The following is a 9,490-nucleotide window of genomic DNA, read 5'->3' as shown; positions in this document are numbered from 1 at the left end:
CTTGCTTTGGTTTAACCTGAGCGACTTAGTTTTTGCTGCGCTTTTTTCTGGCTTGAGATTTTAGGTTCGACAGCAACTCCTTGATTGTTTTTTGAGTTACCCCTTGACAATCAAGACAGTCGCTACGGCTCAAAAAAATCGACCCGCCTAAGGGCAGGAAAAAGAGAAAAATTGAAAAAAGTAAAAAAGGGTAAAAAGGGTAAAAAGAAAATAACGGTTACAGAGTCCTCCCAGCACCGCACACCACCCGAAAACCGAAGTAGTTGACGTGGTCGCGGCGGTCGCCGAAGTAGCGGTAAGCGGAACGGCAGTTAAGAGGATTGAGGTACCAAGAACCGCCCCGCACTATTTGATAATCATTATCATTTGTTAGCCAAGCACTGCCATCCTTTGGCGCTCCGATATAGTTATCGTGCCAATCGTCTTCGCACCACTCCCAAACATTGCCACTCATGTCATAGAGTCCCCAAGCATTGGGCTTTTTCTGGCCCACAGGATGAGTTTTATCCTGAGAATTTCCTTTATACCAAGCGTAATCTCCTAACTGATTAGCATCATCACCGAAATAAAAGCGAGTAGTAGTCCCCGCACGACAGGCATATTCCCATTCCGCTTCTGTCGGTAGGCGATAGGTTTTCCCTGTTATTTGACTCAATTTCTGACAAAAGGCTTGAGCATCGTTCCAGTTAACATTTTCTACTGGATTTTGGGGATTATTTTTAAACCAATTTTTAAACCGAGAGGGATTTTTTCCCATTACCGCTTGATATTGTGCCTGAGTCACTGGATATTTCCCAATCGCAAAACTGTTTACTTGAACTTGGTGTGGAGGCTTTTCGTTCTGGTAAGCATCGGGATCGCTGTCAGGAGAGCCCATGAGAAATTGACCTGCTGGTAAGCTCACCATCTCCAGTGTTATTCCCTTGGGTAGGTTTTCGGTAAATAGAGTTAGCTTTGCCGGGGGAGGTGGTGGCGAAGAGGGCGGTGATGGCGATACTTTAGGTGACGGTGTAGGTGTTACAGTAGCGATAGGTAACTGTGTAGATGTCACAGTGGGGACGCACACCACCCGAAAACCGGTGAAGTAGTAGTAGTCGAAGACGCGGCGGTAGAAGTTGTAGCGGTAAGCGGAACGGCAGAGATAAGGAAGGTTGCACCAAGAACCGCCCCGCAATATTTGATAATCATTATCATTTGTCAGCCAAGCACTGCCATCCTTTGGCGCTCCGATATAGTTATTGTGCCAATCGTCTTCGCACCACTCCCAAACATTGCCACTCATGTCATAGAGTCCCCAAGCATTGGGCTTTTTCTGGCCCACAGGATGAGTTTTAGCCTGAGAATTTCCTTCATCCCAAGCATAATCTCCTAACTGATTAGCATAATCACCAAAATAATAGCGAGTAGTTGTCCCCGCACGGCAAGCATATTCCCATTCCGCTTCTGTCGGTAGGCGATAGGTTTTCCCTGTTATTTGACTCAATTTTTGACAAAAAGCTTGAGCGTCATTCCAACTAACACTTTCTACCGGATTTTGCGGATTATTTTTAAACCGAGAGGGATTTGTTCCCATTACTGCTTCATATTGCGCCTGAGTAATTGGATATTTTCCAATCGCAAAACTGTTTACTTTAACTAGGTGTTGAGGCTTTTGATTATTGTAAACAGAAGAATCATTGTCAGGAGATCCCATGAGAAATTGACCTGCTGGTAAGCCTACCATCTCCAGTGTTATTCCCTTGGATATTTTTTCGGTAAAGTTTGTCAGTGGAGTTGGCGCTACTTTAGGTGACGGTGTAGATGTCACATTAGCGATACTTTTCCCTGAAAAAATATCAAGATTTAAATCACTAGATCGCTCACACCAATAACACTTTCCGTAACTGCGGTTGTAGTAATGATTATCAACTTTGCCACAGCGTACAACCTCATTTAAGGCAACCTCCAAAGTACCACGCCATTCCTCAGCCGTCGGTCGTCTGTGGGGGAATTTATGTCCCTCATTGAAACAGCGCAAAAATAAGGCGTGTAAGTCGCGATGTAAAATATTTAATGGGATTGTCGTATTACTAGGTACAAGCAATTTATCACCAGAAAAAGGCCAGAGTCCCCGTCGAATTAGTTCCGACTGTTCCAGGGAATCCCCTGCTCCTTGCCACAATCCCCGAAACGGCGGCCCGCTAAATAATAGATAATAAATAACAACTCCTAATCGAAAGCGATCATGCACTTCTGTTTGATCTACATCTGCTATATTCACTCCAATTAATTCCGCTGGTGTAAATCCTTCTGAGCCAACTAAACACCGATATATTTTACCGCTATAGGGATCTGATACTTGAAATGAATCTGTGTCAATAATTGTAGGCAACGCCCGATTATTCACCAAGATATTTTCTAGCTTGATGTCTCCCAAAACATAACCTTTAGCGTGAATTGCTTGGATAATAGCGGCTATATTCCGCGCTACTACATGAAGAAAATACCAATTAGTTTCTAACTTGTATTTTCTTCTCATTATGGGCGTACAAAGCTTTAATAATGTTTCTGAACCCACCACCTCTGGCATTAAAAAACCAACGATTTCTCCCCGGTTATCTTCCAAGATAGAATAGGGCCAAGCGAAGGAAATATGGTTAAGATGAGCATTAGGATCACTGGGCCGATTTCTCACCATTAACTGTAATTTATCAACCCTTTCATTATGGGGATTGTGGTAGATTTTCGCTAAGTACCCATTAAAGTTAGTGTGCCATACTTTCGCTTCGCCACTGTTGGCCAATTCTTGCGTCAGGGTAATCAGACGATTTTGTAGTTGACAGCGATAAGTTAAAGACATCAAAAAATCTCCGAGTATTTGTGCTGTTCAGAAAATTTTATCTAGTCGTTTCTAATAAGTTAGATACATTATAAGTGTGAGCATCTTGCTCACTTACTATAATAATAGATCAGATGTTTAAAAATGAAGCGCAGCAACAAACCTTGTAATCAAATCAGGTTCGTTGTTTTTTACTGCCGCTGCTGTTCCATCACTTCCCGCAAGATGTAGTTAATTTGTGTCTCATATCCTTTCCCTTGAGCTTTTAACCATTCTAAGATATCTTGATCTAGTTGGATGGTTAATTGCTGCTTTGATGGCGAAAAAGATACTGTTTCTTGGGTAAGGAATTCATCACCTAACGGCGGAATATCAGAATAATCGATATTCTCATCCGTCATCGCATCAATTCTCTTCAAGTCGCTTTTGATAGATTTTTTACTCACGATTGTTTGCCTTTCTCATTGAGATTATACGAGTTTTATTAGAGCGAGGGGTATTGCTTCTTTAAGTACCCGCTCTCTGATTCTATCTTTAAGTCCCTGTTCGGTAACAATATCAACTTTACAGCCTAACAAGGCTTCAAGTTCTCGGATTAACGGCAAGGGAAACCAGGGACTCCGACGTTCGCTACAATAATCAATTAATAAATCAATATCGCTTTTTTCGTCAGCTTCTCCCCGTGCAACAGAACCAAAAATTCGCACGTTATTTGCGCCGTGTTTAGCCGCAATAGCAATAATTTTTTCTCGTTTGTTTTTGAGTAATTCGTCAATTTTCATGATTTACTTAGTCCATAGTCTTATCTTAGGTTGGGTTGAACCAGATCCAGAAACCGGGTTTATCAAACAAATCCGGTTTCTTAAACCCTTTCCTAAACAAACCCGGTTTCTAAACAAAAAGCTAGAAGTAAGGTTTTATCATCGGTTGTTAACTTATTTAAATCCTCCCGCTCTAAAAATTCTTTGAGGTCTTCCTGCAATGGCGTTTCTGTCTGTTGCAAATATTCCTCTAATGGCTGAAAAAAAGGCGGAAAAGGCTGCCAATTTTTATAATCGATTGATACCTTTTCCACTCCATCCGTCGCCACACAAATAAACGCAACTGGCTCAGTTAAAACTTTTATTTGCATATCCTCCACAGCATTACTAGAAGTAACAAAAGTGGTTTCATTGATATATTCTCCCTTGTCAGGCTGCAACAGTAATTGATAATTTCCCCCCAGAGGTTTGAACACAATAAAACCGTCTCCTATCTGCATCGCCGCTAACCGTTTTGAAGTAACCAAAACAACCAGTAAAGTTGTCGCTAGATCGTTAATGTCTAACCGTTCTTTTTCGGCTTCTTTTTGGAGAATTTGCTGAACATAAGCCAACAGTCGCTGGAATATTTCCTTTAATCTCTTCGGGTCTAATTCCCCGCCGCTCGCGGCGTATAATAGAAAAATGAGTGAATACATCCATAAGAGCCATAATGTAAGTGTTTTGCTATATCATTTAGTGTTCCCAGCCAAATATCGTAAAGCCGTTTTCGACGAACAGGTAGATAGCTTGTTAAAAGAAGTCTGTCTAGAGATGGAAAAACGATATGAGATCAAGTTTGTAGAAATTGGAGTGGATAAAGATCATGTGCATTTTCTGGTGCAATCAGTACCGACCTATAGTGTGACAAGGATAGTGACAATGATTAAAAGTATAACGGCGAGAGAAATTTTCAAAAAGTGTCCTCAAGTGAAAAAGCAGTTGTGGGGAGGAGAGTTTTGGAGTGATGGATATTACGCAAGTACGGTAGGAAAGCATGGGGATGAAGGTATGATAGCGAGATATGTAAAAGAACAAGATAAAGAATACCTGCAGCTACACCAAAATCTACAATTGAGTCTATTTTGATTCTGATACCCCGTCCGCTTGCGGCGGGGTAGTTCATTTCGGCTTCAGTTCCAGTGGCAGCTAATGCTGTTTTTTTGAGATTTTCCTCTAAAAATTGCAGCGCTGCTTTAACTGTTATTTTCGCACCGAAATCCGAATGTTTGGCACTACCGGCCCCATCAGCCACGGCTCCAATCAAAACATCCTGACCCAATAATTTATAATCACCGTAATCTTGACAGGGCAATCCCATTTGGATGTGAAAACTACCGACCACTGACTGACATAATGTTCTCCACATAATTAACTGTCCTCTAGGTGGTAATTTGTCCCCAATTCATTGGTGGTAAATCGATCGCTTCTCCAATTTTACCACCAGAAACTCGTTTCATTGAGTTACTTAACCACTGAAATAAATCCCGAAAATCTAAACCATTGAGTAACACAGGGGGATTATTAGAAATCTGTTTGAGCTTCTCCATATCAGCACCCTGAACACCTACAGAAAAAAATAAAACCCGATTTTCTGCTTCGGCTTGTTTTACCCGTTGCGCTGCCAGATTCCATTGATCCGTAGGCGCACCATCAGTAATTAAAAATATCCAGGGGCGATAATATTGGATACCATTATTTCTATAAATCGCTTTACGATCTTCGATTAAATCTAAGGCCAATTCAATCGCTTTTCCCATGGGGGTTAAGTCTCCTGCGGTTAAAGTCGGTGGCGTAAATTGGTCAATTCCGACAAAATCTTGCACGGTTTTAACCCCTCCATTACCGAAGGTAACAATGGCGGTTTCTACGCTCAACGTCGCTTGCATATCCCGCATCACATCCTCCTGAAAGGTTTTGATACCATCATTGAGAGCCTTAATCGGTTCTCCTTGCATTGAACCGGAGGTATCTAGTAGTAGTACCACAGGACAGCGATTTTCCTGATTTTCGACAAATTCAGCCACACCAATCGGCATTTTTTTCAAGCCTCCTAAATTTTTGAACTGGGGGAACTATGGGAGTTTTAGCAATTGGGATTATCTAAGTAGGTAGGCGTTAAAAATTATCAGATGCCCCCCTTATTAAGGGGGATCCCCCCGCCTATCGGCACCCCCCTTATCAAGGGGGGCAGGGGGGATCGAACCCAAAATATATCTTCAATTTAATTATAACCAGCTACTTAAGCTGAACGCGGGATTTGATTTTTGACTATTAGTCGTAGGGTTTGTTGCAATTCCTCGCGACTGTGAATTTCCTCCAGACGGTGAACGGGAACACCTCGATCGAAGAGAATTAAAGTAGGCAAACTACGCAGACGAAAACTATTAGCTAATTTTAAATTATTATCGGCATTGACACCGACTAATTGAATCGCATCTTGACAGTCATTTTGCCAAGAAAAGAGGGTGGGTTGGATTAAACGACATAAACCACACCAAGGTGCCCAAAAATACACGAGGACCGGACGAGAAGACTCTAAAACTAGCTTAGGGAAGCTCTTTTCGTTGACAGATAGCATCATGTCTAAACGGATTTTATGAAAACTTAATTTTGATATAGAAACCATCTTACACCAATCGGGATCAATAAGAAAGGGGTTGGGAGCAAAATCACCAATAAATTTTACTTGTTGCTTGCATTAGCCAAGGGTGGCCCCACCAGAGGAGTAGAATAAACCCTGTTACTCCTAGATAGGCAGGACGAAGGAATTCTTGCCAGTTTAGGCTTTGCCGACCATCGATAATTGCTAAAAAGGGGACCACCGAGGTGCGTTCTTTGATCTTTAAAAATGCCTCTCCATAACGGTTCTCTAACCGGCGATCGCCATGCCAGACGGCAAAAAGATGATGAGCAATTAAACCTAGGGAAGTTAGTAGGGTAAAACTTGTCCCTAACCAGAGGGTGTGAGCAATACACCAGATCACCTGTCCTACCATCTGGGGATGACGGGTAACGCGCAGAATGCCAGTTTCGTAGAGATGAACCTGGGGTTTTTGGATAGCGGCGATCTCCAGCAGGTTAAAGGTGGCAGGATAGAGAAAGAAAAAAGAAATGGCCGAAAGTATCCAAACTAGGGTTTTTACTCCGGTTACTCCCTGTACTTGCCAGAGAAGCAAACCATCGTAACGATGATTGAAGAAATAAACTACTAAAATCACGGCTAGAGGGATACTCACAAGGGCAAATAATACCCGATACAGTCGCGCACCGATGATGGCTTCTCCCCGCATTCGTAAACTGGCTAATCCGCTATGGGCAACAGCAAAACCCAATAATAAACCTAACATGACCCAATGACTAGCGAATGCCACTTTTACCCTCTTGATTGACTAAATTTTTCTCCCAATTCTATTTTAAAGATTGATGGTTAATTTTTCAGCCTCCTTTTTTGTGTTGCCAGTATTGGGGATTCGGGGCAAAATAAAACTATGCTTCCCCAAAGCGACTCCCAAGAATATAACTGGGGAACTATCTAATTTTGCAACTTTTTAGGTAATATGTCTTATCCCCAAAAGCGATTTGTGATGGTCTGTCAGCATTCTTCCTGTTTGGTGCAGGGTGCGTCCGAGCTTCTTTTAGCTTGGCAAACGGCAACTCTCCCAGAAGATGTCATCGTTATGACCAGTGGTTGTCAAGGACAGTGTAGCACTAGCCCGACGGTGAGGATTATTCCCGAAGAAACTTGGTACTGTCGTGTTAAACCAGAGGATGTCAATCAGATTGTCGAGGAACATTTAAAAAACGGACAACCAGTTGAGCGTTTACTCCATCCACGCATTCACGCTCAATGGCAGTAAACGGGTCTCCCAGGTTTGGTGGGTAAAATGTATTCTAAGATACATTCCTCCTAGCGAGGGGGTGGAACGAACCACAAAGACACAAAGGACACAAAGATTGATCGATCATATTGTGAGTTAAACTTATCACACAGAACCTAGAAGAGCCAGTAAAACTCGATCGTCAATTTTTAAGTGATGCTTCGCAATATAGCGTTTCCTAAGCTAGTGAGGTACACCTATTTTTCTTCCCTTTTGCCTTTTGCCTCTTGCCTTTTGCCTAAAACCCATAACTTTTGTACCTCAGCCGACTGAAAAACGCTATAGTCTTTTGCTCCTAGGTTAACCCTTTTAAGTGCATCTGATTGCAATCCAGAGACTTAATTCTCGGATAATACATTTGTCTTAAATGATCGGGTTCCTTTCGGGATTTCTGAAAAACAAAAAAGGGGTCTTAGCCCCTTTTTCTGGATTATTTAGTTATTTTTTCGGCGATAACATCATCATCATGTTACGACCTTCTTTTTTTGGTGCTTGCTGTACCTCAGCTACATCCTCTAAATCCTTGGCCATGCGTGCCAGTAATTCTTCCGCTAGGTTAGAGTGTTGAATTTCCCGACCTCGGAAGGTAATCGTCGCTTTTACCTTATCTCCCGCTTTTAAAAAACGTTGCGCTTGGTTGACTCGCACGTTGTAGTCATGCTCATCGATTTTATAGCGCATTTTGACTTCTTTTATATCGGCTGTATGCTGTTTTTTCTTGGCTTCGCGGGCCTTCTTCTCCTGTTCAAACTTGTACTTACCATAGTCCATAATCCGGCAAACGGGAGGACTTGCCGTTTCACTGACGAGGACGAGATCAAGTTCCTTTTCTTCGGCCACGCGCAAAGCTTCGGCAGGAGTAATAATGCCTAGCTGAGAGCCGTCGCTATCGATAACGCGGATTTCAGGAAAGCGGATTCTTTCGTTAATTTGGGGGAGATCGCGAGTAGTGCGTCTTTTATCTATCACAGGCGTTCTGGGTTATCTCTATTCTAGTTAGTTAATCGGGTGGAGTTTACAAAATGATTTACTTGTTATTCTACCTACTCGATCGAGTTTCTTGGCCAATTGTTAAGTTTTCTTGCAATGTTAATTTTTAGCCGCCGGTCGTCGGCCCCCGGCCGTCAGCCAGATAAGCTGTTGTCTATGGGCCTTGTCAGACTAAGACCCTATACTCTCAGGAATCGATCGGTAAGGTGCGTTCCCCCTCGTTGCAGCAGGGAACGCACCCGACAAAATCGGCGGCATCGGGACGCTCGGATTCGGCAAAAGTAGTAGTCGCTTCGGTTCCTTAGTCAACCGCACCAAAACCTCAAGTTTGTCAAGTTTATTGCGGAGCCATTTATATATAGATTTCTCTACACCTATTTTTTATACTAACTATTGATTAGGCGACTTACCATCTCTACCATTCGACATAGGTTTAAATTTTTAATCTCTTCCTGAATTTGATCGATTGAACTTTGAGAATCATCACTACAGTAAGCCAATTGAACTTTCTTTCCCTGCGGATCGGTTAATAGGGTGATCAAGTCTCGATCGCTCGACACCTGATAATCTATATAGATGCCTTGTCTATCTTTGGCGGGAGTGAATTTACATAAATAATAGTTATCCTGTTCACGTTCGTCCGATGCTTGTCTAGCCAACAAGTTTTCGATTAACAAACAATCGGATTCTTTATGTTGCTCGTCGTGACTATGCTTTATTTTGCTTAAATCCTCTTGACTGTAAGTCTTGGAAACATAAGGATAAAGCTCCGCTTTAAAATTATACTGGATAGGTAAAATAATAAATCCTTTCTCCGCTTCCTCGTTGATCGCCTTTCGAGGAATATCGGCATTATAGGGAGTTAATAGGATACGGGAGCATCTCACTTATGCAATGAGTATTAATACTTATAGCAATCAAAAACTAGAAAATCTTCAACTTGATCACAAAGAGAAATGAGATTATTATAGTTATAACTTACAATTCAGAATATATCTCGA

The 9,490-nt window shown here is 42.1% G+C and carries 9 protein-coding genes and 3 pseudogenes; 2 read left to right on the top strand and 10 right to left on the bottom strand.

Annotated elements, in window-relative coordinates:
- Positions 1-217 precede the first annotated feature (217 nt).
- From IQ234_RS18095 to IQ234_RS18080, 4 genes and pseudogenes are all read right to left on the bottom strand, one after another.
- On the bottom strand, positions 218-2,839 hold the full coding sequence (locus IQ234_RS18095) for an SUMF1/EgtB/PvdO family nonheme iron enzyme (protein WP_193958090.1): 2,622 nt from the start codon (positions 2,837-2,839) through the stop codon (positions 218-220).
- A gap of 170 nt (positions 2,840-3,009) precedes the next feature.
- The gene (locus tag IQ234_RS18090; RefSeq protein ID WP_004162821.1) at positions 3,010-3,219 is read right to left on the bottom strand and encodes a BrnA antitoxin family protein; all 210 of its coding nucleotides are present in this window, start codon (positions 3,217-3,219) and stop codon (positions 3,010-3,012) included.
- 69 nt (positions 3,220-3,288) lie between these two features.
- The gene (locus IQ234_RS18085) at positions 3,289-3,600 is read right to left on the bottom strand and encodes a nucleotidyltransferase family protein (protein ID WP_002737618.1); all 312 of its coding nucleotides are present in this window, start codon (positions 3,598-3,600) and stop codon (positions 3,289-3,291) included.
- Between the two features lie 92 nt (positions 3,601-3,692).
- A pseudogene (locus IQ234_RS18080) lies at positions 3,693-4,217 on the bottom strand (PP2C family serine/threonine-protein phosphatase); the annotation flags it as partial.
- Between the two features lie 46 nt (positions 4,218-4,263).
- Between IQ234_RS18080 and tnpA the strand changes: the two are divergent.
- Positions 4,264-4,707, top strand: coding sequence for an IS200/IS605 family transposase (tnpA, locus tag IQ234_RS18075; RefSeq protein WP_002740761.1), 444 nt, complete (start codon positions 4,264-4,266; stop codon positions 4,705-4,707).
- A gap of 34 nt (positions 4,708-4,741) precedes the next feature.
- On the opposite strand, the pseudogene IQ234_RS18070 reads toward tnpA, so the two are convergent.
- The 4 genes and pseudogenes from IQ234_RS18070 to IQ234_RS18055 all read right to left on the bottom strand — a co-directional run.
- Positions 4,742-4,987 (bottom strand): annotated as a pseudogene (locus IQ234_RS18070) (protein phosphatase 2C domain-containing protein); the annotation flags it as partial.
- A 13-nt stretch (positions 4,988-5,000) separates the two neighbouring features.
- Positions 5,001-5,657 (bottom strand): vWA domain-containing protein, encoded by a 657-nt coding sequence (locus IQ234_RS18065; RefSeq protein ID WP_193958089.1) that lies wholly within the window; start codon positions 5,655-5,657, stop codon positions 5,001-5,003.
- 203 nt (positions 5,658-5,860) lie between these two features.
- The gene (locus IQ234_RS18060) at positions 5,861-6,202 is read right to left on the bottom strand and encodes a thioredoxin family protein (protein ID WP_193958091.1); all 342 of its coding nucleotides are present in this window, start codon (positions 6,200-6,202) and stop codon (positions 5,861-5,863) included.
- An 88-nt stretch (positions 6,203-6,290) separates the two neighbouring features.
- The gene (locus tag IQ234_RS18055) at positions 6,291-6,992 is read right to left on the bottom strand and encodes an NnrU family protein (protein WP_193958088.1); all 702 of its coding nucleotides are present in this window, start codon (positions 6,990-6,992) and stop codon (positions 6,291-6,293) included.
- Between the two features lie 186 nt (positions 6,993-7,178).
- Here IQ234_RS18055 and IQ234_RS18050 point away from each other — a divergent pair, with 186 nt between their 5' ends.
- Positions 7,179-7,478, top strand: a complete 300-nt coding sequence (locus tag IQ234_RS18050; RefSeq protein WP_002772023.1) for a (2Fe-2S) ferredoxin domain-containing protein — start codon at positions 7,179-7,181, stop codon at positions 7,476-7,478.
- A gap of 459 nt (positions 7,479-7,937) precedes the next feature.
- Here the strand turns inward: IQ234_RS18050 and infC are convergent, their stop codons facing one another.
- Together infC and IQ234_RS18040 are read right to left on the bottom strand one after the other, a co-directional pair.
- Positions 7,938-8,468 (bottom strand): translation initiation factor IF-3, encoded by a 531-nt coding sequence (gene infC, locus IQ234_RS18045; RefSeq protein WP_002736104.1) that lies wholly within the window; start codon positions 8,466-8,468, stop codon positions 7,938-7,940.
- Between the two features lie 407 nt (positions 8,469-8,875).
- Positions 8,876-9,361: pseudogene (locus IQ234_RS18040) on the bottom strand (hypothetical protein); the annotation flags it as partial.
- Between the last annotated feature and the right edge of the window lie 129 nt (positions 9,362-9,490).

It is taken from the genome of Microcystis aeruginosa LEGE 91341 (assembly GCF_015206885.1).
In the GTDB taxonomy this organism is placed as follows: Bacteria; Cyanobacteriota; Cyanobacteriia; order Cyanobacteriales; family Microcystaceae; genus Microcystis; species Microcystis aeruginosa_H.
This window is presented reverse-complemented; position numbering and strand designations above follow the sequence as displayed.